Below are 23,743 nucleotides of genomic sequence, written 5' to 3' on the forward strand. Positions count from 1 at the left end.
CGGCCCTGTCTGTTTGTTGGAACGACTATCGGAACCGCCCACGGCGGGCCCCGTCGCAACGTTCCTTCTCCCCCCACCCCTATGTCCAAGATCCTCGTCGTTTACTATTCCACCTACGGCCACAACCACGCGATGGCCCAGGCCGCCGCCGACGCTGCCGAGGCGACGGGCGCCGAGGTCCGCCTCCGGAAGGTCGCCGAGACCGCGCCCGAGGAAGTCGTCCAGGCCCAGGAGGCGTGGGCCGCCCAGAAGGAGCGCGAGTCCGACGTCCCCGTCGTCTCGACCGACGACATGGTGTGGGCCGACGGCTACTTCTTCTCGGCCCCGACGCGCTACGGCGGCGCCGCCAGCCAGATGAGGTCGTTCATCGACACGCTCGGGCCGATCTGGCAGGAGGGCAAGCTGGCCGACAAGACGTTCACGGCCACGTCCAGTGCGCAGAACGACCACGGCGGCCAGGAGACGACGCTCCTCACGCTCTACGTGACGGCCATGCACTGGGGCTGCGTCCTCGTGCCGCCCGGCTACACCGACGGCACGGTGTTCAACGCCGGTGGCAACCCCTACGGCACGACGGTGACGGCGAACAGCGACAGCGTCGACGACGCGTCGCTGGCGGCCATCCGGCACCAGGCCGAGCGGCTCGTTCGGTTCACCGACAAGATCGCCGGCTGAGCCGGTCCGACCGGCGGCCCGAAACGACCGCGCCCCCGTCCACCTCGGTGCCGAGGCGGGCGGGGGCGCGTCGCGTTCGGGACGCCGCGGGGGCGCTAGCTCGCGGCGGCGAGGTCGCGGAGCGCGGTCTCCAGCGTCCCCACCTTCGCGGCGTGCGGGCCGGCGACGTACTCGGAGACCTGGTTGGCGAGCGCCGTCAGGATCTGGGCGCGGGCCTCGCCCGAGGCGCCCTCGGCCTCACCGAGCACGCGGCGGACGTGGCTGATCTGGCTCGCCGAGCCGGCCTCGGCCCGCTCGAGCTGGTCGACGTACGCCTTCGCGAGGGCAAACGACGGCGGCCAGTCGTACTTGGGCTGGCCCTGCGCGTTGAGGTAGGCGAACTCGACGGTGTTGGCCGCGTCGATCTCGTTCTGCGTGAGGTGCTCGCTCGGGGCGAGCTCGAACACGTCGAGGCCGCGCGCGATCTCCGAGCTCACGATGTGGCCGTTGTACCAGTACACCGACCACGAGCCGCCCATCTGGAACTCGTCGGCGTCGATGGGCCCGCGGTCGTGGTACGCGATCTCGACGGGGTTCTGCGGGTCGGTCCAGTCGAAGACGGAGATGCCGCCCTGGTACCAGCTCTGGACCATGATGTCGCGGCCGGGCACCGGAATGAGCGAGCCGTTGTGGGCCACGCAGTTCTCGGTCGAGGTCTGGGGGGCCGGGAGCTTGTAGTAGCTCTCGAAGTCGAGCTCGCCGTCGTTGATCGAGAAGATGGCGTTGGCGCCCCACTCCTTCGGGTCGTCGGCGCGGCACTTCGGCTGGCCGCCGCCGCCCCACTCGTCGGTGAAGAGGACCTTCGTGCCGTCGTTGTTGAACGTGGCCGAGTGCCAGTACGAGAAGTTCGAGTCGGCGACGGCCGTGATCCGCGTCGGGCGGACGGGGTCGGAGATGTCGAGGAGGAGGCCGTAGCCCTCGCAGGCGCCGCCGGCCAGCCCGATCTCGGGGTACAGCGTGATGTCGTGGCACTGGTTCGGGCCGGGGCCCTCCTCACCGCCTTCCGACGGCTCGGCGGAGATGCCGAACCGCTCCTCGGCGATCGACTGCATCTGCTCGCGGAGCATCGTCGAGTCGGCCGCCGTCGGCGCGCCCGTGCCGCCGCGGGCCTCGACCATCTGCGCCAGGAGCATCTGGACGTAGCGGCCGGGGACGATCTGCTCGTTCCCCTCGATCATGATCGTGTAGGCGCCGTCGGCCTTGGCCTCCTCCATCGCGCGGATGTCGGCGGGGCTGGGGCCGTGGCTCTCCGGCGCCGTGAGGCCCTCGAAGATGCGCGGGCTGTTGACGATGGCCGCCGCCTGCGGGTTGTCGAGCGGGACCTGGATCACCTCGATCCGGAACATGGCCGACTCCGGGTTCTCGTCGGGCGTGCCCGAGGCGCAGCCCGGGAGCTCCTCCGCCGGCCGCACCGGGGCCGAGCCTGAGACGTAGATGTAGACGTTCTCGTCGTCGTCGGGGTCCTTCAGGACCGAGTGCGTGTGCGAGCCGCGGCACGTCTGGACGTTGGCGACGTACTGCGGGTCGCGGATGTCCGAGATGTCGAAGATCCGGATGCCGCGGAGCCGGTCGGCCGAGACCTGCGTCTCGACGCCCTCGGTGCCGCAGTCGAGCCGGCCGCCGAAGCCCTCGCCCGAGACGAACATGAGGTCGCCGTAGACGGAAACGTCGCTCTGGGAGGCCGGGCAGAGGTACTCGGTCACGAGCTCCGGGCGGGCCGGGTTCGTGAGGTCCCAGATCATGACGCCGTTGTAGTTGCCCTGGATGGCGTAGTTGCCCTTGAAGGCGAGGTCCGAGTTCGTCACGCCGACGAAGTCCTCGGCGGGCGGCGTGGACGACAGCTTGGTGAGGTTCCAGATGGCCTCCTCGGCGTCGAAGAGGCCGGCGTCGAGGCCGACGCGGGCGTCGGCGGTGCCCTGTGCGTGGGCGAGGGGGCCGAGCAGGAGCGCGGCGAGGGGCAGCAGCCCGAGCGTGCGGGCGAAGGGGCGTCTCATGGTGGGGTCAGGGTGAGAAGGAGGGGGGAGGGGGGCGGCCGGACCGAGCCGACCTCGCGATGCGGTGCCGAGGCGGCCGGTGTGGCCGTCGAGGCGGGACTAGTCGGTGGCGCCCAGCATCTGGTCGAGCATGAGCTGCATCCGGGCGATCTCGGTCCGCTGGTCGACCTGGATGTCGGAGGCGACCTTGAACGTGTTGCCGCCCTGGGCCGCGCCGTCGGAGGCGAACAGGTCGTCGACCATGGTCACGGCGCCGGCGTGGTGGCCGATCATGTAGGTCAGGAAGAGCCGGTCGAACTCGGCGCCGCGGGCCGCGTCGAGCTCGTCGAGCTGGGCCTGCGTGAGCATGCCGGGCATCGAGCCGTGGTCGTGGGCCATGCCGGCCCCGCCGTGCTGGCCGTGGTCCATCTGGCCATGATCCATTTGCCCGTGGTCCATGGCGGCGGACTCGGCGTCGCCGCCGGTCATGTGAATCATGAGCCGCGTGCCCTCGATGTGGACCTCGGGGACGGGCTGGCCGCGGTCGCGGAGCCAGCGCTGCATCGTCTCGATCTCGTCCCGCTGGGCGTTGTCGATCCGCGCGGCGAGCCGCCGGACGGCGGGGCCGGCCCCGTTCCGTTCGGCCATCTCGGACATGATGAGGGCCTGGGCGTGGTGCCCGATCATCCCCGTCATGAACGCCACGTCGGCGTCGGTGAACCGCTGGATCGCGGCCTCCTGGCGGGCCCAGTAGAGCGCCTCGAGCTCCTCCGCCGACCGCGTGTCGGTCTGGGCGAGGGAGGGGGCGGCGAGGGCCGCGAGCGCGGCGAGGACGAGGGACGGGCGGAGGGCGTGGCGAGCCGTCATGCGAAGCGGGACCGGGCGCGGTGGTGGGGCGCCGGCAAGCTACGGGGCGCCTCTCCGAAAGGTGCGCCCGCTTGCCGACGGCCTCCCAACGCACGGCCTGCAGTCGTCCGTACGTGGCCGACTCCCTCCGCCTCGGCGCCGAGGCAGGCGCGGTCGGGTACCCGGGTCAGCCCTTCGGCGTGCGGAGGTCGGCGTCGTGGAGCCGGTAGGCCAGCTCCTTGAGGTGCTCGGCGTCGCGCTGCACGATGGCGAGGGCGATCCCGTAGAGGTCCGTCGCGTCGCCGTCGAGCGTGGCACGGCGGGCCCACGCCTCGGCCGGCACCGCCTCGACGGTCCCGCGGAGGGCCTCGCGGGCGGCGCGGAGGTCGCTCAGGAGGTCGCCGAGGTCGCGGTCGTTGGCGTTCTCCTCCGCCTCCAGTGGGGGCGATTCCAGATCGGGCGCGTCCTCGGCCTGGAGGCGCGCGATCCAGTCAGGGTAGACGTCGCGGTCGAGCGCGGCGAGCGCGGCGAACGTCTGCTTGGCCGAGAGGTCGGTGGGCATCGGGGCCTGCTCGACGGCCCACGCCGGCAACGCGTCGAGGAGCGGCGCGAGCGCGGCGGCCTCGTCCTCGAGCCACCCGAGTTGGTCGATCAGCGCCTCGCGGCGGGCCGCCAACGTGGCGGCGTCACGGCGGGGCTCCGAGTACTTGTCGAGCATGGGAGGGAAGGGGGATGCGGGAGTGGGAGGGATACGGGACGCATCCCGCATGCCCCCTCCCTCCATCTCTCTCGTCAGGCCTCGACGTCCTCGGCGAGCGGCTCGGCGGGGTCGGCCTCGTCCGCCTCGGCGACGGCGTCCTCGACACGGGCCACGTAGTCGAGCCGGTTGCGGAGCGTGTGGACGTTGTTCTCCGGCTTGTGCTGCCAGTCCCCGGCCGGCTGGCCGTTGCGGCGGCGCTCGAGGAAGTCGAGCCGGTCCTGGAGGCGGGCCTTCGGGACAAGCAGCTTGTCGAGGCCGAAGTGGGCCTCGTCGCGGGTCTGGAAGGTGAGGTCGTACTCCTTCGACATCACGATGGCCTCCTCGGGGCAGACCTCCTCGCAGAACCCGCAGTAGATGCACCGGAGCATGTTGATCTCGAACCACTCGGGCTCGCGCTCCTTGATGTCGTCGTGGACCTCGTGGGCCTGCATCGAGATGGCGAGCGGTGGGCAGCTCCGGGCGCAGAGGCCGCACGAGACGCACCGCGGCCGGCCCTGCTCCTCGACGAGGACCGGGCGCCCGCGGTACGAGTCCGGCGGGTACCACTGCTCCTCGGGGTACTCGAAGGCGTAGCTGTCGAGCGACATCTTCGAGGCCGAGTAGCCGAGGCCCTTGAAGATCTCCGGCAGGTAGAGGCGCTCCCAGAAGTTGAGCTTCCGCTCGTCGGGCGTGGCGTTGTTGACGGGCGTTCCGGGCATCGTGCGGGCGAGAGGCGGGGCCCGGAAGCTACGCCCGCCTCGGTACCGGGTTCGCCGAGGCCGGCGCCTTCGCGACGGGTTGACGCAGCCTCACGGCCCGTCGCCCCGAGGCGGCGGCAACACGGCCCGGGACAGGCGCCCCACCACGAGGGGCGGCCCGAGCCGAGTCCGCCCGCCTCGGGCGTGGGGCCGAGGCGGGCGGAGTGGGAGGCGAGCCGGGCGTGCGTCAGCGCGGGTCGATCTCCGAAATGAACAGCGAGGCCTCGACGGGCTCGTCGCCGTACGTCCCGACCCAGATGTCGTAGAGGCCGTCCTCGGCGTTCTCGATCACGACGATCGGGTCGCCGTCGCCGAAGCCGTCGTCGTCGCAGACCCACGAGCCGTCGGGGAGGTTGACCAGGAGCGTCGTGTCGTCGGCGCCGATGGCCGAGATGTAGAGGGTGCTCGAGCCCGAGGTCGTGTAGTAGAGGTCCACGTCCGGGGCCTCGGCGACGGTGCCGTAGTCGCAGCCGGAGACGGCCGGGGTGACCGTGCCGCCGGCCGTCAGCGAGACCTCGACGGGGTCGGGCTCGAACCCCTCATCGAGCTCGAGGTCGCCGAACGTCGGCGGGGCGGAGACGTCCTGGGCCTGCGCGGGCAGGGCCAGGGCGGCCAGGGCGGCGAAAAGGAAGAGGCGCATGGTACCGGAAAAAAGGGAGATGCCGTCGCGACGGGCGGCTGTCGGAGGGTACGCCAGAACCGGTCGGCGGCGACCGCCTCAGGTCGCCTTCACGATCCCGTTCTCCCAGGCCCACGCCACGGCCTCGCGCGCCGAGCTCACGCCGAGCTTCGAGTAGACCGCCGCGAGGTGGTTGCGGACCGTGTTCTCGGCGATCCGAAGCCGCTCGCCGATCGCTGCGTTGTCGACGCCGCGGGCCATCAGCACGAGCACCTCGTGTTCGCGCCCGGTGAGCGGCGAGAGCATCTCGGGCTTCTTCGGGATCGGCACGAACCACCGGCCCTCGCCGCGGTGGACCGCCAGCACGGCCTCGCGGACGGCCGTCGGGTGCTGGTCCTTCGTGATGTAGCCGGCCGCGCCCGCGTCGAGAAGCCCGTGGATGTAGGCCGAGTCGTTGTAGGCCGAGACGGCGAGGATCCGCGGCGCCTCAGGATCCTCGCGGAGCGCCTCCGCGACCTCGGGCCCCGGCACTTCCGGCATGTTCATGTCGAGGAGCAGGACGTCCGGGCGGAGTCGACGGACCAGCTTGAGCGCCTCGTCCCCGTCGGCCGCCTCGCCGACGACCTCGATCTGGCCGCCCTTCTCGAGCGCGTCGCGGATGCCGGAGCGGAACACGGGGTGGTCGTCGGCGACGACGACAGTGACTGGGGGCATTGCAGAAGGGGCGATGGGGTGAGGGGCTGTTCTGTGGGCAACCCCGACGGGGTCCGCCTCGACGTCGAGGCGGGCGGAGTCAGACCGGGGGAGCGGTTTCTGCCAGGTCCCGCTTTCCGTGCCCCAACTCCCGCGCCAAGCGGTGTGGGGCGAGCGGGACGTCGAGGGCGACGCGCGTGCCGCCGAGCGGGCTCCGGCCGAGCGCCAGCGTGCCGCGGAGGAGGTCGGCCCGCTCCTGCATCCCGAGGAGGCCGTAGTGCCCCCGCGCGGCGTAGTCGAGGGCGTCGGCGGCGGGCGGACCAGTCCCGTCGTCGTCGACGGTCAGGCGGAGCGTGGCGTCGTCGAGCGACAGGGCGAGGTCGACGCGGTCGCCGCCGGCGTGCTGGGCCGCGTTGTTGAGCGCCTCCTGCGCGATGCGGTAGAGCGCGAGCCGCTTTTCGTCCGAGAGCGCGGGCCCGTCGACCACGGCGCGCGTCGCGTCGTCGGCGCGGAAGCGGACGTCGAGGTCGGTGGCGTCGCTCCAGCCGGCGCGGTCGGCGAGGGCCGCGAGCGCCGCCGTCAGCCCGAACGCGTCGAGCGCCGACGGGCGGAGCTCGTCGCACAGCGCCCGGAGCTCGCCGACGACGCCGTTGACGGCCGCGCGCGTGGTCTCGCCGCCGGCTTGCCCGGCGAGCGCGACCTGCACGGCGCAGAGGTCCTGGACCGGCCCGTCGTGGAGCTCGCGGGCCACGTGCGCACGCTCGGCCTCGCGCGCCGCCGCCAGCCGCCGCCGGAACTCGGCCCGCGTCCGCCGCGCCCGCCTCGCGCGCCGCTCCCACACGACGGCCCCACCCACGAGCGCGATGAGGGCGATCGCCAGCAGGCCCAACGCGAGCGTCCCGACCGGCACCGCCGTCGCCAGCCGGACGACCGACCGGTCGTCGACGTCGATGTTGAACGGGACGGTCGACGGCGCGGGCAGCGTCGTCTCGAGCGCGCCCGCCAGCGCCGCCCGGTCGAGCGCGTCGACGAACGCGCCGTAGGGGATCGTGACGGTCGGCTGCCCCTCGGCGCCCTGCCCGAACACGACGACGCTGTCGCGGACGACCTCGAAGTAGACCAGCCGCCCGTCCCCCTCGACGAAGCCCGCCGTCCGCGGCGACTCCCCCGACCTCGACGCCGAGGCGGGCTGGGCCGACGCTGGAACAGCGGCGAAGAGGAGAGCGAGGAGGAGCGGGCGCACGGGTGGGGACGGCGGGGCGCTCCCAAGCTAGGTCGCGCCCCGTCGGCGTCCTGATCCAGACGGACGCCGGTCCCCTGGTCCGATCGGACTACGCCGCGCCGAGCTACGCCGCCTCGGCGCGCTGGGCGGCGTCGCTCACGAACGTCAGCCAGCCGTGCGGGTTGGCCGTGTCGCGGAGGGCCTCGAAGTAGGCCGCCTGGAGCTCGGCCGTGATCGGCCCGCGGGCGCCGCTCCCGATCGTGTAGTGGTCGACCGAGCGGATCGGCGTAACCTCGGCGGCCGTGCCCGTGAAGAACAACTCGTCGGCGAGGTAGAGCGCCTCGCGCGGGAGGCTCCGCTCGATCACCTCGTAGCCGCGGTCGCGGGCGATCCGCATGACCGAGTCGCGCGTGATGCCGGGGAGGATGGAGAGCGTCTGCGGCGGCGTCGCGATCACGCCGTCGCGGATCACGAACAGGTTCTCGCCCGAGCCCTCCGAGAGGAGCCCGTCGACGCTCAGCGCGATGCCCTCCGAGAACCCGTTCTTGATGGCCTCCATCTTGATGAGGCTCCCGCCGAGGTAGTTGCCGCCGGCCTTCGCCATCGCCGGCAGCGTGTTCGGCGCCGGCCGGTTCCACGACGAGACCTGCACGTCGACCCCCTGCTCCATGGCCTCGGCCCCGAGGTAGGCGCCCCACTCCCACACCGCGATCGCCGTGTGGACCGGATTCTTGAGCGGGTTGACGCCCATCGGGCCGTGCCCGCGGAACGAGACCGGGCGGATGTAGCACGAGGCGAGCCCGCTCGCGGCGACCGTCTCCACGACGGCCTCGCTCAGCGTGTCGACGGAATAACCGAGGTCCATCCGGTGGATCTTCGCCGAGTCGACGAGCCGGCGCATGTGCTCCTCGAGGCGGAAGATGGCCGGGCCGCGGTCGGTGTCGTACGCGCGGATCCCCTCGAACACGCTCGACCCGTAGTGGACGACGTGGGACAGGACGTGGATGGTGGCGTCCTCGTAGGCGACGAGCTCGCCGTTGAACCAGATGCGGGGCTGCGACATGGGGGCGGAGGGGAGGGAAGGGGACGACTCCCGCCGGCCTCACCGACGGCGTCGGCCCCAGGATACGCGGGGCCCGATCTCCGGTAGCGCTTCCAGCCTTGATTCGGCGCAGTCTTCGCGGATCGCCCCGCCGGCCTCGGGCGGGCTCCCGACCGGACTAGGCGGGCGGCGCCGTCGTCGCCCGCTCGACGAGAGAGGCGTCGAGGAGGATCGACGTCGGCTCGGCCGACGCGTCGGCCATGGCGTCGAGCAGGAGGGTCGCCGCGCGTCGGCCCATCTCGCGCTGCGGCACGTGGACTGTCGTGAGCGGGGCGGGCAGGTAGCTCGCCGCCGGGATGTCGTCGAACCCCACCACCGACACGTCGTCGGGCACGCGGAGGCCGAGCTCCGTGAGCGCGCGGATGAGCCCGAGCGCGACGAGGTCGTTGAAGCACGTGACGGCCGTCGGCCGGTCGTGGGCGCGGTCGCGGAAGTACTCGAGCCCGGTCCGGTACCCGTCCTCGAACCCGGACCCGGCCGGGACCACGAGCGACGGCGTGAACGGGAGCGGCGACTGCCCGACGGCCCGCTCGAACCCGAGCGACCGGTCCTGACTGTGGCGCGTGTACGTCGGCCCCGCGAAGTGGACCACGCGCTCGTGGCCCAGCCCGAGGAGATGGCGCACCGCCAGCGCCGCCGCCTCGACGTTGTCGACGCTCACCGCGTTCGTGGGCAGCCCGAGGACCGTCTCCAGCAGGACGAACGGGAAGCCCGAGCGCCGGAGCATGAACAGGTGCGAGAGGTCGGCGTGGGCGTCGAGGACCGGCGCGATGATGACGCCGCCGACGAACCGGTTGCGGAGCGAGTCGATGGCCGTCCCCTCCCGCTCGTAGTCGCCCTCGGAGGTGCAGACGAGCGAGACGTACCCGCGCTCGTCGAGGGCCTGGCCGGCCCCCTTCACGACCTCGGCGTAGAACGGGTTGTCGATCTCCTTGATCACGACGCCGACGCCCGGCGGCTGGACGGCCGCGGCGTCGCCGAGGCCGGCGAGGTGGCGGGCCGACGTCGAGGGACGGTACCCGAGCTCGGCCATCACGTGGCGGACGCGGGCCCGCGTCGTCTCGCGCACGCCCGAACGGTCGTTGAGCACGGCCGAGACGGTCCCCGTGGAGACCCCGGCCTGCTCGGCGACGTCAGAGATGGTGATCCGCTTCGGCATCGGGTGAGTAGCGAGAAACCGCGCCGCCCAGGAGGGCGCACGCGGTCGGCCGGAGGATACGACAGGCCTCCTGGTCGGGCCGTCCCACTCGAGAGCGCGGACGTACCAGCCGCGCCGCGTCCCCGGCCAATCGGTCGATCCCTGCGGTGGTGAGTGTCGGCGGACGCCGTGGGAATCGGGCGGTCTATAGCTACTCTTGGTCGACGAGGAGAGGGTTGTATGAAGCGCTTCAGTAAGCGGTGTCCCGATTCGACTTCACCCGTCGAGATCGAATTTGTCAATCGAATGGCCCAAAAGGCGCTATGTATGGGCGTCTGTGGGACAAAGTCGGAGAGCGGCTTCAAGGACTGGCGGCGGGGAAAAGATTCTGTTATTTAGCGGTTCAGGCGTTCAGTCTCAGACGCATGCCCTTCCGCGACCTCCGCTGCCAAGCCTCTCGCTGCCCGGACGCGTCCCCTCTCGCGCCCGGGTTCTCCGTCGGCGCGTGGTACCTCGGGGAGGCCGACGGCCGGTTCCACGGGACGCCGCTGGAGGCCGATGAGGTCGAGGCCCGGCTCGAAGCGGCCGTGTCCCTGGCGGGCTACGGGGGGCGGGGGGTCGTCGGCGTGGAGGCGTCGTACCCCAACGAGATCCACGAGGGCAACCTCGACCTCTGGCGGCGCGCCCTCGACGGGACGGGGGTCCGCCTCGCCGCCGTCCACCCCCACCTCGCGGACGACCTCGGGGGGGCGCTCGCCCATGCAGACGACAGCGTCCGGCAGGCCGCCATCAACCGGACGGCCGGGGCCCTCCGGCTCGCGCGCGAGGCCGAGGCGGACCTCGTCGCCGTTTGGGCCGGCGCCGACGGGTACGTCGTCCCCTTCGGCACGGACGTGGTCGAGCGGCGGCGGCGGTTCGTCGACGGGCTGGCCGAGGCGATGGACGCCGCGCCGGGCGTCCGCGTGGCGCTCGACGCCGAGCCGTTCGAGCCCCGGTGGCGCCCCTTGTTCGGACCTGCCGGCGGCGTCGTCTTGGCCCGGGACGTGGAGGCCTCGCTGGGGGCCGACGAGAACTGTCAGCGGCTCGCCGAGGGCCACGCGCTCGTGACGATGAACCCCGAACTCGGCGACGGGATGGAGGACGAGGGCGACCTCCCGGGCACGCTGGCGTGGTCCCTCGCCGAGGGGCGCCTCGCGCACGTCCACTGGAGCCGGTGGCCCCTCGGCCGCTACCTCGTCGCCCCCGGCCTCGACGCGCCGACGCCGATGGAGGTCGGTCTCTACGCGCTCCGCCGGGGCGGCTACCGCGGGCTGATCGGTCTCGACGTCCACCCCGCAGGGGCGCCGCCCGTCGTCGCGTTGAAAGTGGCGATGGACGCGATCCGCGCGGCCTGTGACCGCGTCAACGGGCTGGACCTCACCGCGTTGGCCGAGGCGAACGACGGCAGGGGAAGGGTCGGCGACTGAGGAGGCCGCGTTCTGGTGTGCGTTCTCCGGTGGGCGGTGAGGGACTCGAACCCCCGACCCTCTCGGTGTAAACGAGATGCTCTAACCAACTGAGCTAACCGCCCGGGTGCGTCCGCCTCGGGGGCCTCGCGGGGAGACCGAGGCGGAGCCCGACGAAAAAGGGCCGGCCGACTGTTGCCGACCGGCCCCGGAGCGGGAAACGGGACTCGAACCCGCGACCCTCAGCTTGGGAAGCTGATGCTCTACCAACTGAGCTATTCCCGCAGAGCGCCCCTTGAGGCGCGAACGACGAAGGTACGGGACCGGCCCGGGCCGCGTCAATACGGGACGCTCGTGGGGCGCGAGGGGCGGTCCGAAGTCAACGGCCCTTCACGGGCGCCCTGGGGCGGCACGGTATCTTTCGAGCCCGCCGCCCGTGCACCCGATGCTCGCAGGCGGCGCCTTTGTGTTTCCCCGCCGGCGAGTCCCGCCGGTGCTCGACGCCGCGCCCCTGGCGCCCCACCGATGAAGCGCACCTATCAGCCCAGCCGCCGCAAGCGCGCCAACAAGCACGGCTTCCGCTCGCGCATGGCCACCAAGAACGGCCGGAACGTCCTCGCCCGTCGCCGCGCCAAGGGCCGCCACGCCCTGACGGTCAGCGACACGAAGCCGGGCAAGTAGCCTGCCGGCGCGTGCCGCCAGCCCCGTGCGACCGGCCGCCTTCCCGCGCTCCCGCCGTCTCAAGCGGCGCCGGCTCATCCGGCCCCTCTTCGACCGGGGCCGAGCCGACGTGGGCCGCGTTCGCGCCGGGACCGTGGTGCTCCTGTACCGGACCGTCCCGCGTGAGGCCACCGGCCACGACGTGGGGGCCCAGGTCGGCTTCGCGCCGGGCCGCCGGGCGACGAACACGATTCGGACGAGGGTTCGCCGTCATCTCCGTGAGGCGTTCCGGCTCCACCAGGGGCCCCTCCTCGACCGGTTCGGCGGCCGCCCCGACTGCCTGACGATGATGACCCTGTACCGAGGCCGAGACGACGGCGCGGGCGAGGCCATCCGCCGCGACCTGCCGCGGGCGCTCGCCCGACTGGCCGAGCGCGAGATCCCGCTCGCCGAGGCGATCCCCGCACCTTCCGAGCGACCGCGCCCGTAGGCGCCCCGGCCCGGACGACGGGCCCCCATCCCCCAACGACGCACGTGGAACCCCAGGGCCTCGACCGCACCGCCATCCTCGGGATCCTCCTCATGTCCCTGATCCTGGGGCTGTGGATGATCCAGACCGCGCCGTCGCCCGAGGAGGTCGAGGCCCAGCGCGCCACCGCCGACTCGGTCGCCGCGGTCCAGGCCGCTGCCGACTCGCTGGCGGAGGCCGCGCCGGCTCCCGAGGAGGCCGAGGCGCTCGGCGTCCCGACGGCCCCTGCGGACTCGGCGTTCGTGGCGGCCGAGAGCCAGCCCGAGCGGTTCGTCACCGTCCTCACCGATCGGTACGAGGCCACGTTCTCGACGCACGGTGGCACGCCGGTCTCGTTCAAGCTCCGGAGCTACGACCGCGCGGGCACCGACGAGCCCGTCGAGCTGGTGTCGGACGAGGACGGGGCGCTCGCCCTCGGCGTGCTCCCGCGCCGAGGCGAATACCTCGACACGCGCGCGCTCGCGTTCACGCCGGTCGTCAACGGCGAGCCGTTCACCGGCGACACGCTCCGGATCGAGGAGGGCGAGGGCGACGTCCGGTTCGAGACGCCGATCCGCGGCGCCGACGGGGGCGGCGCGCTCCGGTTCGTCTACGGCTTCCACCACGACTCGTACGATGTCGACTTCCGCGTCGAGACGCCCGGCACCGACCTCCTGAGCCAGGGCGGCGGCTACGAGCTCGTCTGGGACGGCGCGCTCCCGCTCGCCGAGGCCGACGCGCTCGGCGAGACCCAGCAGGCCGGCGCGTTCGTCAGCTCGGCCGGCGACACCGAGTCGGTCAAGCTGACCGAGGCGGGCGAGGCCGAGCCCCTCGTGCTCACGGGCTCGATCGACTGGGTCGCGGTCAAGACCAAGTTCTTCATCGCCGCGCTCATCCCTCAGGGGACGACGGAGGGCGCGCGGCTCACGGGCGCGCAGGTCGGGGAGGCCGACGTGCCGGATGGGTTCTCGCAGGACTACTCGGCCCGCCTCGAGATGCCCCGCCTCGGGGCCGGCGAGGCCGCGGCCTACACGCTCTACCTCGGCCCGCTCGAGCTCCGGCGGCTCTCCGACTACGGCCTCTACGACACCGTCGACTTCGGCGCCTGGGTCGGGTGGATGATCCGGCCCATCGCCCAGTTCGTCGTCGCCCCGGCGTTCGCGTTCCTCTCGACGTTCATCCCGAGCTACGGGCTCGTGATCATCGTCTTCGCGCTGATCATCAAGCTCCTGCTGTGGCCACTGACGGCCGTGAGCTATCGGAACGCGGCGAAGATGCGCGAGCTGCAGCCCCAGCTCACCGCCGTCAAGGAGAAGTACGGCGAGGACCCGCAGAAGCAGCAGGAGGCCATGATGCGGGTCTACAAGGAGGCGGGCGTCAACCCGTTGGGCGGGTGTCTCCCGATGCTCCTGCAGTACCCGCTGCTCATCGCGCTGTGGCGGTTCTTCCAGTCGACGCTCGTGCTCCGCGGCGAGTCGTTCCTGTGGGCGGCCGACCTCTCGGCGCCGGACCCCGTGCTCCCGCTGCCGTTCACGATCCCGTTCGTGGGCGACTACCTCGCGGGCTTCACGATGCTCATGGCGGCCTCGATGGTCATCTCCATGCAGCTCTCGATGTCGTCGTCGAGCGGGATGGGGGGGGCGCAGCAGAAGGTGCTCATGTACATGATGCCCCTGGTGTTCTTCCTGTTCTTCAACCGGTTCCCGTCGGGCCTCTCGCTGTACTACCTCGCGTTCAACCTCTTCTCGATCGTCCAGCAGCGGCTCGTCAACAAGCAGGTCCACGAGGCGCACGAGCGGGGCGAGACGCCGGAGATTGACAAGGCCGCGGCGGTCGCCGAGAAGGCAGCCGGGACGAACGGCAAGCGTGCCCGTCGGCCTGGCCGCCGCGGTCTTACGTCGCAGGTCGTGTCGAAGAACGGCCAGTCCCGCTCGAAGAAGGGCAAGAAGTAAGGCGTGGAGCGGGAAGCCGGCGACGTGCGTCGAACGGATCGCTCGCTCCCGTCCGCTCCGATGTCTGACTCCGCCCGCCTCGGCCCTTCGGCTTCGCTCAGGGGAGCCGCCGAGGCGGACCCGCCCGTGCCTCCCGACGCCCGCTCCACGATCGCCGCGCTCGCGACGGCGCGGGGGACGGCGGCCCTCGCCGTGGTCCGCGTGAGCGGGCCCGAGGCCGTGCCGGTCGTGGCGTCGCGGTTCTCGAACGAGGGGCTGGCGGAGGCCGAGGGGCGGACGGTCTGGGTCGGCTGGCTCCGCGACGGCGACGGGCGGCGGATCGATCAGGTCGTGAGCGTCGTCTGGCGCGGGCCGCACTCGTCGACCGGCGAGGACGTCGTCGAGGTCACGTGTCATGGGGGCGACACGGTCGCGCAGGCCGTGCTCCGGGCGCTCTACGATGCCGGTGCGCGGCCGGCGGCGCCGGGCGAGTTCACGCAGCGCGCGTTCCTCCACGGCAAGCTCGACCTCGCGCAGGCCGAGGCCGTCGCCGACCTCATCCACGCCGAGAGCCGGCTCGGCCACCGGACGGCCGTCGCCGCCCTCCGCGGGCGCGTGTCGGACGCCGTCGGGGCCGTCCGCCAGTCGCTCGTGCAGACGGCGGCGCTCGTGGAGCTCGAGCTCGACTTCGGCGAGGAGGACGTCGAGTTCGCCGACCGCGACGACCTCCGTGACCTCCTCACCGGGGCGGACCGCCTGCTCGAAGAGCTCGTCGGCTCGGCCCGTCTCGGGGCGCTCGCGCGCGACGGCGTTCGCGTCGTGCTCGGCGGTCGGCCGAACGCCGGCAAGTCGACGCTGCTCAACGCGCTCGTGGGTGAGGACCGCGCGATCGTCTCGCCGACGCCCGGGACCACGCGCGACGCCGTCGAGGCCGAGGCCGAGATCGGCGGCCTCCGCTTCCGGTTCGTGGACACGGCCGGCCTCCGCGAGACGGCCGACGCGATCGAGGCCGAGGGCACCCGCCGTGCCCGCGCCGCCATCGACACGTCGGACGTGCTCGTCTACGTCGTCGACGCGGCCGTCGGGTTGGACGGGGAGGAGCGGTCGTTCCTGGACGACCTCGCCGTGCGGCGCCCCGACCTGCCCGTCATCTGCATTCAGAACAAAGCAGATCTCGTGACCGACCCCGCCCGCCTCGACGCCGAGGCAGAAGGGGGCACGACGGCGCTCGTGGTCTCTGCGCAGGACGCGATGACAAACCCCGCCGCGCTCGACGGCCTCCGCCGGTCGCTGCTCCATGCCGTCCGTGCCGAGGGGCTGGACGCTGCCGAGGGCGGACTCGTCGCCGTCAACGAGCGGCACCGGGCGCACCTCGAGGCGGCCCGCGAGGCCGTCGGCCGCGCCCGCCGGACGCTGGCGGCGGGCTCCGGCGGCGACACGCTCGCGCTCGACCTCCGCGCGGCGCTCCACGAGCTCGGCCTCGTCACCGGCGCCGTGACGACGGAGCACGTGCTCGACGCCGTGTTCTCGCAGTTCTGCATCGGCAAGTAGGGCGCACCGGTGGAGCGCCCGACTCCAGACGGCGTCCAGGAAGACGGCGCGCCACCACCCGGTCTGCCCGCCTCGACGCCGTTCCCGAGTGGGACGCGGCGTTCCGGGAACGTGCCGGTGCGTACTCTTCCGCATCCCGCCTCCTCCGCCATGCGCCGCCTCGTCTTCGCCCTCGCCCTCCTCGCCGCGTCCGCCGGCGCCCAGGACGCCGCCGACTGGCCCGAGGCGGACCCGGTCGACGTCGCCTCGCTCGACGCGCTCATCGAGACGGTCTACGCCGTGATCTCCGGCCCGGCCACCGAGGAGCGCGACTGGGACCGGTTCCGCTCGCTCCACCACCCGGAAGCCCGCCTCATCCCGACCGGCGTGACGCCCGACGGCGAGCGCATCGCCCGCGTGATGTCGGTCGACGACTACGTCGAGCTCGGCAGCCGGACGTTCCGCGAGGCGCCGATCTTCCAGGGCAAGGGGTTCTACGAGGTCGAGGCTGCCCGCCGCGTCGAGCGCTACGGCTCCATCGCCCACGTCTGGAGCACCTACGAGAGCCGCCTCGACCCGGCCGAGGAGCCCTTCGCCCGCGGCATCAACTCGATGCAGGCGTTCTGGGACGGCGAGCGCTGGAACATGCTGTCCATTTTCTGGCACCAGGAGGACGAGGCCACGCCGATCCCAGTGCCGTACCTCCCGGAGGGCCCGTAGCGCTCAGTCCTCGAGGTTCGGCACGGCGATGTCGTCGGCCACGTTGACGTAGGTCAGGCGCCACGTGTCGAGCTCGGATTCGGAGAGCTCGTCGACCATCCGCTTGATGTGGCCGAGGGCGTGGTCGATGTCTTTCAGGACGTCCTACTGGAGGTCGGTGCACTGGGGGTCCCCGGCGGTCCGGATGCGGACGACGGCCAGCTGGTTGAGGACCCGGTCGCGCAGCATCTCCCGGATCTCCGCGACGGCCTGGGCCCGGAGCCGCCGCTCGCGCTCCTGGATGGCCCATTGGATCGACATCTGGATCGCCCCCATTCCGACGACCGCGACGACGAACGTGGTCGAGGCGCCCGCGTCGGCCCAGACGAGGCCGGAGGCGAAGCCCAGGAACGCGATCGTCATCGTGGCCGCGTACAGCTCGAACCGCTTGAGGACGTGGTCGCGGACATACATGAGCCGGCGTCGCAAGACGGTCCGGTCGTTGCTCACCCGGAGCGAGCGGGCCAGGGGCGCCGCCTCGTGCGGGCTCCGTGGCCCCTTGACGAGGAGCGGGCCCGGGGCGCTCAGCGGCACGGTGGGGTCTGTCGTCCCCGGCGACGTCGCCAGCGGCGTCCACTCCGGCAGGGCGGGGGGCGGGGCGGTCACGGGGCCGGGGCGGCGAGCCGGATGGGCTCGGCCGCGTTGGCGTACATCGTCTCCCACGCGCGCAGCTTCTCCTCGGAGAGCCCGTTGACCATCCGGTCGATCTCGGAGATGGACGAGTCGATCCCGTCGAAGTGGGCCTCCAGCATCGCACGGTCGGCGTCGTCGGGGATCCACATGCGCATGATGGCGAGCTGGTTCGTGACCTGATCCGTCAGCATCTCGCGGATCGTGTGGACCGACTCGCTCCGGACGAGCCGCTGGCGCCGCCGGACGACCCAGAAGATGAGTCCGTGGACCACGCTCACACCGAGCGCCGTCACCGCCGCGATCTGCCACACGCCGACCCCGCTCGGGCCGAGGAGGGCCGCGGCGCCCCACACGACCAGAAGCCCGGCTGCGCTCAGCCACAGCTCGATGTTGTCGACAAACCGTCTCGTCATGGCCCGTAGGGGAGGAGTGGGTGGAGTATCGGCAGGAATTTGTAGGGCATAAACCGACGTCGTGCCGCGTGGGCCCATCGCCCATTTCGCGCTGAATCCGGGAGGGCCATCCACCGCTCTCCCTATCCTGTGGTCGAATCGCAGGCAGACCCGTGATCCGAGACAGCGCACCCCTCCCAAACGAGTACGACGTAGTCGTGGTCGGCGGCGGACACGCCGGGGCCGAGGCGGCCCACGCAGCCGCTCGCCTCGGCGCCCGCACCCTCCTCGTGTCGATGAACCTCGACACGCTTGGTGCCATGTCGTGCAACCCGGCCGTCGGCGGCGTCGGGAAGGGCCAGATCGTGCGCGAGATCGACGCGCTCGGCGGGCTCATGGGCCGCGTGGCCGACCAGACCGGCATCCAGTTCCGAATGCTCAACAAGGGCAAGGGCCCGGCCGTCTGGAGCCCGCGCTGCCAGTCCGACCGCGCGCTCTACGCCGCGGCCGTCCGCCGCGCGCTCGAAGAGACGACGGGCCTGTTTTTCCGCCAGGACATGGTGACGGACCTCCTCACGCGGCCCGGCTCCGCCCGCCTCGGCGTCGAGGCGGAGGTGGTGGGGGTGCGGACGCAGACGGGGCTCGAGATCCAGGCGCGCGCCGTGATCCTCACGTCGGGGACGTTCCTCAACGGGACGATCCACCTCGGCGAGCAGCAGTTCGGCGGCGGGCGGGCCGGCGCGCGCGCGGCCGTCGGGCTGAGCGCGTCGCTGGAGGCGCTGGGCTTCGAACTCGGCCGGCTCAAGACGGGCACGCCGCCGCGCATCGACGGGCGGAGCATCGACACCCGTGCCTGCGAGGAGCAACCCGGCGACGCCGATCCGCGCCCGTTCTCGCATCTCACGGACGCGCTGCCGAGCGAACAGCGCTCGTGCTGGCTGACGTACACCTCCCAGGAGGTCCACGACACGCTCCGCACCGGGTTCGACCGCTCGCCGATGTTCGCGGGTCGGATCGAGGGCCGCGGCCCCCGGTACTGCCCGTCGATCGAGGACAAGATCGACCGGTTCGCCGACAAGTCCCGCCACCAGCTGTTTCTCGAACCCGAGGGCTGGGACACGCACGAGGTCTACGTCAACGGCTTCTCGACGAGCCTTCCGGAGGACGTCCAGACGGCGGCGCTGCGGCAGGTCCCCGGGCTCGAGCGGGCGCACGTCCTCCGGCCCGGATACGCCATCGAGTACGACTACGTCCCGCCCTACCAGATCCGCTACACGCTGGAGACGAAGCGCGTCGGTGGGCTCTTCCTGGCCGGCCAGATCAACGGGACGACGGGCTACGAGGAGGCCGCGGGGCAGGGGCTGATGGCCGGCATCAACGCCGTGCGGTCGCTGGGCGCGGAGGAGGGCGTCGTCCTCGGCCGCGACCAGGCCTACCTCGGCGTGCTCATCGACGACCTCGTGGCGAAGGGGACCGACGAGCCGTACCGCATGTTCACGAGCCGCGCCGAGCACCGGCTCCTCCTCCGCCAGGACACCGCCGACCGCCGCCTCACGCGCCTCGGCCGGGACCTCGGCCTCGCCGAGGCGGACCGGGTCGCGCGGCTCGACCAGAAGGAGGACGCCCTCCGCCGGACGATCGACGCGCTCGAAGCGACCAACGCCGACCCCGACGCCGTCAACGGCTACCTCGACTCGGTCGGCACGTCGCCGATCTCGGAGCCGACGCGCCTCGCGCGGCTCGTCCTCCGGCCGGAGGTGGACCTCTCGGACCTCCTGGAGGCGACCGGGCAGCAGGGCCTCGTCGTGCCCGGCCCCGGGATGGAGCGGACGGCGGAGCTGGCGGCCGTCGAACTCGGCTACGCCGGGTACGTCGAGCGCGAGCGCGACCTCGTTGAGCAGATGCGGAGCCTCGAAAAATGGCGCGTGCCGCACGACTTCGACTACGCGGCGGTCACGGCCATCACGCACGAGGCGCGCGAGAAGCTGTCGCGCATCCGGCCCGACACGCTCGGGCAGGCCTCCCGCGTCTCCGGCGTCTCACCAGCCGACGTGCAGGCGCTGATGGTGCTCTTGAAACGGCACCGCGCGTCGTCGGGCGATGGTTCGGCTGCGCTCACCACAGGCTCCGCCACCGGCGTGCCGGCCGTCTCCGCCTCGGCGTAGCCGCGGGCGCCCCCGCGATCCGACCGAGGCGGGCGGGGCCGCTAGGCGCCGGTCACGAACGGCTCGGCCCGGTGGTACGCCCCGCCCTCGGCCTCGTCGAGCATGAACGCGGCCACGTCGGCGCGCGAGATGCTCTCGCCGGGGCCGAGCGCGAGGTCCGTCCCGTGGCGGACGTGGCCGGTCCGTGGCCCGGTCGTCAGTCGGGGGGCACGCACGACGGCGTAGTCGAGGCCGGACCGCCGGAGCGCCTCGGCGTGGCCCTCGCCGTCGGCGAGGACCTTCCCGGCCACGAGCCGCATGACGCCGCGCATGAGCCGGGCGCCGAGCGACGGCGGCGGGTCGGCGGGCGAGGCCACGCCGGCGCCGGTCTCGCTCACGACGCGCTCGACGCCGTGCCGCCGCATGGCCGCGACGATGTTCTCGGTCCCCTGGGTCTGGACCGGCCCGTCGCTCGGGACCGGGGCGAGGCAGGAGACCACGGCGTCGGCGCCCTCGACGGCGCGGGCGACGGCCTCGGCGTCGCGGACGTCGCCTTCCACGACGTGGAGGCGGGCGTCGGAGGGGTCCTGCTGGTCGGCCAGCTTGGCGGGATCGCGAACGAAGGCGGCGACCTCGTGGCCGCGGGCGAGCGCCTGCGCGACCACCTCGCGGCCGGTTCGGCCGGTGGCGCCGAAGACGGCGAGGCGGAGAGACGAAGACATGGCGGAAGGGGACATGGGAACGGGTCGTACCCTTCACGCCCTCACCGGTACTTCCCGTTCCCTCAGTAGCTCATGTCCGCATCCGACGTCCGCCACGAGGTCTGCCCGGTCACGGCCACCGTCGCCGTGGTCGGAGGCAAGTGGAAAATCCCCATCCTGTGGCACCTCGCGGGCGGCCCCCGGCACTTCGGGGCGCTCCGGAGAGCCGTCGTGGGGGTGTCCGAGAAGATGCTGTCGCAGCAGCTCCGCGCCCTCGAGGCCGACGGGCTCGTCTCGCGGACGGCCCACACACGAGCCGACGGCGGCGTCCCACGCCGGGTCGACTACACGCTGACCCCGAAGGGCGACGCGCTCGTGCCGGCCCTCGGCGCGCTGGCGGCGTGGGGGGGCGAGCACCTGGACGGGCCGTGGCGGACGCCGGGCGCGTGAGGCGCCGTTCCGCCGGGACCGCGACGGCGGAACCGACGGCGGCCGGTCCGGCGTAGCGCCCCCATGATCTCGGACCTCCCCGTCGACCTCTCGCCGGCGCAGCGCGACACGCTTGACGCCTACGTCGGCCAACTCGAGCGCGTCAACGCGCGCGTCAACCTCGTGGCCCGGCCGGCCGGGCGCGCCGACCTGGAGCGGCACGTCCGCCACTGCCTCGCCCTCGCCGTTCGGCCGTTCCCTGACGGCGCCGTGGTCGTCGACTGGGGCACGGGCGGCGGGCTCCCGGCCGTCCCGCTGGCGGTCGCGTTCCCGGACGTGCAGGTGGTCGCCGTCGACGCCGTCGGCAAGAAGACCGAAGCCGTCAAGTTGTTTGCCCGGCGGCTCGGACTCGAAAACCTCGACGTCTGGAACGGTCGCGCCGAGGCGTACGACGGACCGGCGCCCCACCTCTCGGTCAGCCGCGCGACGGCGCCGCTCGCCACGCTCTGGGGGTGGCACGTGCGGGCCCGCCAGCCGATGGGTGGCCAGACGGACGGCGCGTGGGCGCCCGGCCTCGTCTGCCTCAAGGGCGGCGACCTCACGGCCGAGACCGCCGACCTCGGCGACGCCGCGCCCGAGGCGGAGGTCGTCACCGAGTCGCTCGCCGACGTCCTCGGGACCGAGTGGGGCGACAAGGCGATCGTCAGCGTGACGGACGGCGCCGTGTAAGGCACGGGCCGGATCCGTCCCGGCTACCGGTCTGGGATGTTTTGGGTTCGGCGTGCGAAACGCAGGCCCTCCTGCTGTACGTTCGGGCACCCTGGCGGCTTGGTGCGTATGACCCCGTTGGTTGGTCGTGAGCGGGAGGTGCGGGCCATCACCTCTCTGATCGATTCGGCACGAGATCGTGGGGGGGCTCATGATCCGGGGAGAGGCGGGCATCGGGAAAACGGCGCTCCTCCAGTTGGCGCGCCGGCACGCCGAGGCGAAAGGGGCCCTCGTGCTGTCGACGACGGGCATCCAGGCGGAGGCGTCCCTGCCGTTCGCCGGGCTCCACCACCTCCTTCCGGAGATCGACAACCTGCCGGCCCCGCAGCGCGACGCGATGTGCGTGGCCTTCGGGATGAGCGCCGGGAGCGCGCCCAACCGGTTCCTCCTCGGGCTCGCCACCCTGACCCTCTTGAGCGAGGCGGCCGGGCACCGTTCGTGCTCGTCCTCATCGACGACACGCAGTGGGTCGACCGGTCGACGTGCGACGTGCTCGCCTTCGTGGAGCGCCGGCTCGAGGCCGACCCCGTCGTGCTCCTGTTCGCCGTACGCGACGGGGACCGGTGCGCGCTCGTAGAGGCGGCCCCGGACGTCCTGGAGCTAGAGCCGCTCGCGGCCGAGGCCGCGGCGGCCCACCTCGACCGGCTCGCGCCGGGCCTCTCGCGCGCCTCCAGGGAGCGGGTCCTGAAGGAGTCCGCGGGCACCCCCCTCGCCCTGACCGAGCTGCCGTCGGCTCTCGAGAGCGCCGGCCTCGGCGGGCGTGGCTCCCTGCCGGGGCGACTCCCACTGACCGCCCGGCTGGAGCGGGCCTTCGCCGCGCGCCTGGCGGGGTTGCCGAGAGGGCGTGCTCCTCCCCATCGGCGCGAACCCGCTGCTGGCGCTCGTCGAGTGTTCCCGCGGCGCGGCCGCCCTCGCCGACGTCCGGCCGGGCGACGCCGTCGACCACCTCCGGCGCGTCTTCGACCCGGCGGATGTCGCCTACCACCCCGCCTCGCGTGCCTGGGTCCTCGTCGATCTCGCCGAGGCGCCCGTGCGGGCTGGGCGTCAGTCCGAGGTGGTCGGGCTCGTCCGGGCCCTCGGGCGGCTGACGGCCCAGACGCGCTCCCCGCTCCTCCGCGCTAGCCTGAGCGTCGTGAGCGTCGCCCGCCCGCTCTATTCCCCGGACGACCAGGCCGAGGCCCTGTACCGCTCGGTCCTCGCCGACCTTGAACTCGACGGGCACGTCGAGCCGGAGGCCGCCGTCGCGCTCGCCTAGCGGCTCAAACGGACCGCGCCCGCCAGGTGCGGCTGGCGGGCGCGGGGTCGGCGCGACGGGATGCGAGGACCGCCGGTCGGGGGAAGATCGACCGGGCTAGTACCGTCCGTAGCCGCCGCCGCCGAAGCGGTAGCCGAAGGTGAGCGAGATCACCTGGTTCTTCTTGTCGAGGTTCGAGCCGAGGACCGGGTCGAAGTCGATCGCCTCGGTGAGGCCCTGGGAGTAGCGGGCGTCGATGGTGAACGGGCCCGAGCCCAGGTCGGCGCCGACGACGAAGCCGTAATCCGTGTTGAGGTCGAGGTCGTCCTCGATGACGCCGTCGACCTCGACCCGGCCGTTGAGCGGGACGCCGACGTAGCCGCCGGCCGAGACGCCGAGGTCGAGCGCCGGGCTGGCCGGCACGCTCAGGCGGAGCGTCGCCGGGACCTCGAGGTAGTCGAGCCGGGTCGACTCGGTGAAGCCGCCCGTGTTGAGGTACTCCTCGCCCTTCTGCGAGTAGAGCCCCTCGACCTGGAGGGCGAGCAGGGGCGTGAACGGGACCCGGGCGAAGGCGCCGGCGACGACGCCGAGGCGGGCCTCGGAGTTGACGGCGTCCTCGCCGCCGAAGTTGGCGACGTTGAGGCCGCCCTTGAGGCCGAAGGTGGGCTGAGCGCTGGCGGAGGCCGCGAGCCCGAGGACCGCGGCGAGGAGGAGGAGAGAGCGCATGAGTCTGATGAGTGGTGGGGGACGGTGCGAGGCGGGGGGCCGCGCACGGGGGACATCCACGCAAGCCGCGCGCCACATC

At 72.7% G+C, this 23,743-nt stretch carries 25 protein-coding genes and 2 tRNA genes; 12 read left to right on the top strand and 15 right to left on the bottom strand.

All coding sequences use genetic code 11. The features are described from left to right. Window positions 1-81 precede the first annotated feature (81 nt). Window positions 82-675: an NAD(P)H:quinone oxidoreductase gene (wrbA, locus tag BSZ37_RS06055; RefSeq protein WP_095509683.1), complete on the top strand. Its 594-nt coding sequence runs from the start codon at window positions 82-84 to the stop codon at window positions 673-675. Window positions 676-770: 95 nt separating this feature from the next. On the opposite strand, the gene BSZ37_RS06060 is transcribed toward wrbA, so the two are convergent. The 9 genes from BSZ37_RS06060 to BSZ37_RS06100 form a co-directional block, all read right to left on the bottom strand. Beyond that, window positions 771-2,708 (bottom strand): LVIVD repeat-containing protein, encoded by a 1,938-nt coding sequence (locus tag BSZ37_RS06060; protein ID WP_143537573.1) that lies wholly within the window; start codon window positions 2,706-2,708, stop codon window positions 771-773. Between the two features lie 99 nt (window positions 2,709-2,807). Further along, window positions 2,808-3,554, bottom strand: a complete 747-nt coding sequence (locus tag BSZ37_RS06065; RefSeq protein WP_095509684.1) for a DUF305 domain-containing protein — start codon at window positions 3,552-3,554, stop codon at window positions 2,808-2,810. A gap of 166 nt (window positions 3,555-3,720) precedes the next feature. Next, on the bottom strand, window positions 3,721-4,251 hold the full coding sequence (locus BSZ37_RS06070) for a hypothetical protein (protein WP_095509685.1): 531 nt from the start codon (window positions 4,249-4,251) through the stop codon (window positions 3,721-3,723). Window positions 4,252-4,325: 74 nt separating this feature from the next. Beyond that, window positions 4,326-4,991: a NuoI/complex I 23 kDa subunit family protein gene (locus tag BSZ37_RS06075; RefSeq protein WP_095509686.1), complete on the bottom strand. Its 666-nt coding sequence runs from the start codon at window positions 4,989-4,991 to the stop codon at window positions 4,326-4,328. A 226-nt stretch (window positions 4,992-5,217) separates the two neighbouring features. Then, the gene (locus BSZ37_RS06080; RefSeq protein ID WP_095509687.1) at window positions 5,218-5,670 is read right to left on the bottom strand and encodes a peptidase S1; all 453 of its coding nucleotides are present in this window, start codon (window positions 5,668-5,670) and stop codon (window positions 5,218-5,220) included. 78 nt (window positions 5,671-5,748) lie between these two features. Continuing rightward, window positions 5,749-6,363 carry a response regulator transcription factor gene (locus BSZ37_RS06085; RefSeq protein WP_095509688.1) on the bottom strand — a complete coding sequence of 205 codons (615 nt, stop codon included), beginning with the start codon at window positions 6,361-6,363 and terminating at the stop codon, window positions 5,749-5,751. Between the two features lie 79 nt (window positions 6,364-6,442). Next, window positions 6,443-7,585 (bottom strand): sensor histidine kinase, encoded by a 1,143-nt coding sequence (locus tag BSZ37_RS06090; protein ID WP_095509689.1) that lies wholly within the window; start codon window positions 7,583-7,585, stop codon window positions 6,443-6,445. A gap of 103 nt (window positions 7,586-7,688) precedes the next feature. Then, the gene (locus tag BSZ37_RS06095; protein ID WP_095509690.1) at window positions 7,689-8,627 is read right to left on the bottom strand and encodes a branched-chain amino acid transaminase; all 939 of its coding nucleotides are present in this window, start codon (window positions 8,625-8,627) and stop codon (window positions 7,689-7,691) included. 157 nt (window positions 8,628-8,784) lie between these two features. Then, a complete protein-coding gene (locus BSZ37_RS06100) occupies window positions 8,785-9,825 on the bottom strand; it encodes a LacI family DNA-binding transcriptional regulator (protein WP_095509691.1) in 1,041 nt (346 codons plus the stop codon). 404 nt (window positions 9,826-10,229) lie between these two features. On the opposite strand from BSZ37_RS06100, the gene BSZ37_RS06105 reads away from it, so the two are divergent. Continuing rightward, the gene (locus BSZ37_RS06105) at window positions 10,230-11,270 is read left to right on the top strand and encodes a sugar phosphate isomerase/epimerase family protein (protein WP_179299499.1); all 1,041 of its coding nucleotides are present in this window, start codon (window positions 10,230-10,232) and stop codon (window positions 11,268-11,270) included. Window positions 11,271-11,300: 30 nt separating this feature from the next. Here BSZ37_RS06105 and BSZ37_RS06110 read toward each other — a convergent pair. Both BSZ37_RS06110 and BSZ37_RS06115 read right to left on the bottom strand, forming a co-directional pair. Next, a tRNA-Val gene (locus BSZ37_RS06110) sits at window positions 11,301-11,374 on the bottom strand. Window positions 11,375-11,461: 87 nt separating this feature from the next. Further along, window positions 11,462-11,534: transfer RNA gene (locus BSZ37_RS06115), tRNA-Gly, on the bottom strand. A 240-nt stretch (window positions 11,535-11,774) separates the two neighbouring features. Between BSZ37_RS06115 and rpmH the strand changes: the two genes are divergently transcribed. The 5 genes from rpmH to BSZ37_RS06140 all read left to right on the top strand — a co-directional run bounded on the left by rpmH (window position 11,775) and on the right by BSZ37_RS06140 (window position 16,598). Further along, complete coding sequence (gene rpmH / locus BSZ37_RS21910; RefSeq protein ID WP_158225175.1) at window positions 11,775-11,930, top strand: 50S ribosomal protein L34; 156 nt, start codon at window positions 11,775-11,777, stop codon at window positions 11,928-11,930. A gap of 25 nt (window positions 11,931-11,955) precedes the next feature. Then, window positions 11,956-12,399 carry a ribonuclease P protein component gene (locus tag BSZ37_RS06125; protein WP_218830420.1) on the top strand — a complete coding sequence of 148 codons (444 nt, stop codon included), beginning with the start codon at window positions 11,956-11,958 and terminating at the stop codon, window positions 12,397-12,399. 44 nt (window positions 12,400-12,443) lie between these two features. Next, entirely contained in the window at window positions 12,444-14,369 is a 1,926-nt protein-coding gene (yidC, locus tag BSZ37_RS06130; RefSeq protein WP_095509695.1) for a membrane protein insertase YidC, read from the top strand. A 126-nt stretch (window positions 14,370-14,495) separates the two neighbouring features. Beyond that, window positions 14,496-15,899: a tRNA uridine-5-carboxymethylaminomethyl(34) synthesis GTPase MnmE gene (gene mnmE / locus BSZ37_RS06135; protein ID WP_245838607.1), complete on the top strand. Its 1,404-nt coding sequence runs from the start codon at window positions 14,496-14,498 to the stop codon at window positions 15,897-15,899. A 150-nt stretch (window positions 15,900-16,049) separates the two neighbouring features. Then, on the top strand, window positions 16,050-16,598 hold the full coding sequence (locus BSZ37_RS06140) for a hypothetical protein (RefSeq protein WP_095509697.1): 549 nt from the start codon (window positions 16,050-16,052) through the stop codon (window positions 16,596-16,598). 144 nt (window positions 16,599-16,742) lie between these two features. On the opposite strand, the gene BSZ37_RS06145 is transcribed toward BSZ37_RS06140, so the two are convergent. Together BSZ37_RS06145 and BSZ37_RS06150 are read right to left on the bottom strand one after the other, a co-directional pair. Continuing rightward, entirely contained in the window at window positions 16,743-17,243 is a 501-nt protein-coding gene (locus BSZ37_RS06145; RefSeq protein ID WP_095509698.1) for a hypothetical protein, read from the bottom strand. Beyond that, complete coding sequence (locus tag BSZ37_RS06150; protein ID WP_095509699.1) at window positions 17,240-17,683, bottom strand: hypothetical protein; 444 nt, start codon at window positions 17,681-17,683, stop codon at window positions 17,240-17,242. Before BSZ37_RS06150 ends, BSZ37_RS06145 begins: the two co-directional genes overlap by 4 nt. Window positions 17,684-17,835: 152 nt before the next feature. Between BSZ37_RS06150 and mnmG the strand changes: the two genes are divergently transcribed. After that, window positions 17,836-19,827: a tRNA uridine-5-carboxymethylaminomethyl(34) synthesis enzyme MnmG gene (gene mnmG / locus BSZ37_RS06155; protein WP_245838609.1), complete on the top strand. Its 1,992-nt coding sequence runs from the start codon at window positions 17,836-17,838 to the stop codon at window positions 19,825-19,827. A gap of 41 nt (window positions 19,828-19,868) precedes the next feature. Here the strand turns inward: mnmG and BSZ37_RS06160 are convergent, their stop codons facing one another. Beyond that, window positions 19,869-20,528 carry an NAD(P)-dependent oxidoreductase gene (locus BSZ37_RS06160; protein WP_095509700.1) on the bottom strand — a complete coding sequence of 220 codons (660 nt, stop codon included), beginning with the start codon at window positions 20,526-20,528 and terminating at the stop codon, window positions 19,869-19,871. A 72-nt stretch (window positions 20,529-20,600) separates the two neighbouring features. Between BSZ37_RS06160 and BSZ37_RS06165 the strand changes: the two genes are divergently transcribed. From BSZ37_RS06165 to BSZ37_RS06180, 4 genes are all read left to right on the top strand, one after another. Continuing rightward, window positions 20,601-20,957 carry a winged helix-turn-helix transcriptional regulator gene (locus tag BSZ37_RS06165; protein ID WP_095509701.1) on the top strand — a complete coding sequence of 119 codons (357 nt, stop codon included), beginning with the start codon at window positions 20,601-20,603 and terminating at the stop codon, window positions 20,955-20,957. A 63-nt stretch (window positions 20,958-21,020) separates the two neighbouring features. Beyond that, window positions 21,021-21,665: a 16S rRNA (guanine(527)-N(7))-methyltransferase RsmG gene (locus BSZ37_RS06170; protein ID WP_095509702.1), complete on the top strand. Its 645-nt coding sequence runs from the start codon at window positions 21,021-21,023 to the stop codon at window positions 21,663-21,665. 190 nt (window positions 21,666-21,855) lie between these two features. Further along, the gene (locus tag BSZ37_RS06175; RefSeq protein ID WP_095509703.1) at window positions 21,856-22,281 is read left to right on the top strand and encodes an ATP-binding protein; all 426 of its coding nucleotides are present in this window, start codon (window positions 21,856-21,858) and stop codon (window positions 22,279-22,281) included. 267 nt (window positions 22,282-22,548) lie between these two features. Continuing rightward, window positions 22,549-22,959, top strand: a complete 411-nt coding sequence (locus BSZ37_RS06180; RefSeq protein ID WP_095509704.1) for a hypothetical protein — start codon at window positions 22,549-22,551, stop codon at window positions 22,957-22,959. Window positions 22,960-23,055: 96 nt separating this feature from the next. Here the strand turns inward: BSZ37_RS06180 and BSZ37_RS06185 are convergent, their stop codons facing one another. Next, window positions 23,056-23,664 carry a porin family protein gene (locus tag BSZ37_RS06185; protein WP_179299500.1) on the bottom strand — a complete coding sequence of 203 codons (609 nt, stop codon included), beginning with the start codon at window positions 23,662-23,664 and terminating at the stop codon, window positions 23,056-23,058. Window positions 23,665-23,743: the final 79 nt, after the last annotated feature.

The sequence above is a fragment of the Rubrivirga marina genome, assembly GCF_002283365.1.
GTDB lineage: Bacteria > Bacteroidota > Rhodothermia > Rhodothermales > Rubricoccaceae > Rubrivirga > Rubrivirga marina.